This window comes from Paenarthrobacter sp. CM16, assembly GCF_013179505.1.
Classification (GTDB): domain Bacteria; phylum Actinomycetota; class Actinomycetes; order Actinomycetales; family Micrococcaceae; genus Arthrobacter.
On the sequence record NZ_JABMCX010000520.1, the window covers coordinates 1 to 1,539 of the forward strand.

A 1,539-nucleotide genomic window follows, 5' to 3' on the forward strand; every position below is an offset into this window, starting at 1 on the left:
CGGTTTCGGTCCAAAGAATGGTGGAGGTACCCAACGACGGACCTACCACCAAGAGCGGCTTGGTTCCGAGTTCGCGCTGCGGGGAGAGCAGCACGGCCTTGACGATTGGTTTAGCCACGAGCGGCTCCCTTCGATGATGATGCTGCAAAGTTCGGGTAGGCCGCGAGGATCCGGCGGCTGATTTCCTGAGCTTCTCCGAGGTAGCTTGCCGGGTCCAGGAGCGCCTCAAGTTCAGCATCGGAAAGTTTGTCCGCCGGGGCGGCTTCGCGCAGGAGTTTGGCGTAAATCCGGGACTGTTCAGCGGCGGGCGCTTTGAGGGTTTCGTCGACGACGGCCTGCAGCTTTTGCTTTCCCTCCGCACCAAGGAGCGGGGCGACGGCGGCCGAGACACCTTCGCTTACTAGGAGGGGTCCCGAGATCTCGAGGTTCCGGCGCATCGCATCGGGGAAAACCCGGAGGCCTTCGCTGAGTTCGCGGAGGTGTCCGGCAGCCCCCAAGGCCAACGCCAAGAGCTGCCGGAGCGCGGGCCATTCGCTATGCCAGGCACCGTCAGGGCGTTCATCGTTGAAGGTGGCAGCAGCGAGGTGCAGTTGGGACGCGAGCCCCGGGGCCTGCAACGCTGCACTGCGGATCAGGACGGAGAGAACGGGGTTCTGCTTTTGTGGCATGGCCGAGGAAACTCCACGTCCGGCGGTCAAGGGTTCGCCGAGTTCGCCGACTTCCGGACGGCTCAGGAACAGCAGGTCGGCGGCGATCTTGCCGAAGGAATCCAGCAGCGCCGCCAACGCGTCGCCCAGCGAAGTAACGGCCAGCCGGTTGGTGTGCCACGGGGCGGGAGCGGGTGCGAGGCCCAACCTTGCGGCCAGTGAGTCGGCCAACGTGAACGGCGTTGCGTCCGAACCAGCAGTCAGCTTGGTGCCCGAGGCCAGCGTTCCGCCCGCCCCGCCATACTGCGCCGGCAATTCCAGCGACTCCAATCGCGCAGCCGCGGCGGCCACACCCTGGAACCACTGCGCCGCCCTGAGCCCGAACGTGTACGGAAGGGCATGCTGCGTCAGGCTCCGGCCCACGCACAACGTGTCCGCATGCTGTTCCGCCAAGGTGGCGAGCGCCGTCGTCGTGCCCTTGACGTCCAGTACCAAGGCAGAAATAGTGCGGCTGGCGAGAAGCATGAGCGCGGAGTCGAGGACGTCCTGGCTGGTCAGCGATGTGTGCACAGCCGAGGCCGCGCCGATTCCGGCAGTGTCCAAGTCCCGGACGCGGGCACGTAAGTCGCCAAGCAGCGGAATCACCGGATTGCCGCCGCCCTGCGCGCGTTCCGCTATGGAAACGACGTCGTAAGAGCCTGCACTGGCGGCTTCGGCCACCACAGCGGCGGATCCGGCGGGAGCTAGTCCCGCTTCCTCGAGGACAGCAGCCCAGGAGGCTTCGACGTCGAGGATTGCCGCGATCACGGCACGATCACCGGTCAGCGCGGCCACAGCGGGCGACGCCGAGACGGGGCTGAGGAGGCCGAAGTCGCCGTTGGTCATGCCTGGT

1 protein-coding gene and 1 pseudogene are annotated in these 1,539 nt (G+C 66.3%); both read right to left on the reverse strand.

All coding sequences use genetic code 11. From position 1 onward, the window contains the following. Positions 1 to 118, reverse strand: a pseudogene (locus HP499_RS25530) (alpha/beta hydrolase); the annotation flags it as partial. Beyond that, positions 111 to 1,532, reverse strand: coding sequence for a lyase family protein (locus tag HP499_RS24110; RefSeq protein WP_172326551.1), 1,422 nt, complete (start codon positions 1,530 to 1,532; stop codon positions 111 to 113). The pseudogene HP499_RS25530 and the gene HP499_RS24110, both read right to left, overlap by 8 nt. Positions 1,533 to 1,539 lie beyond the last annotated feature (7 nt).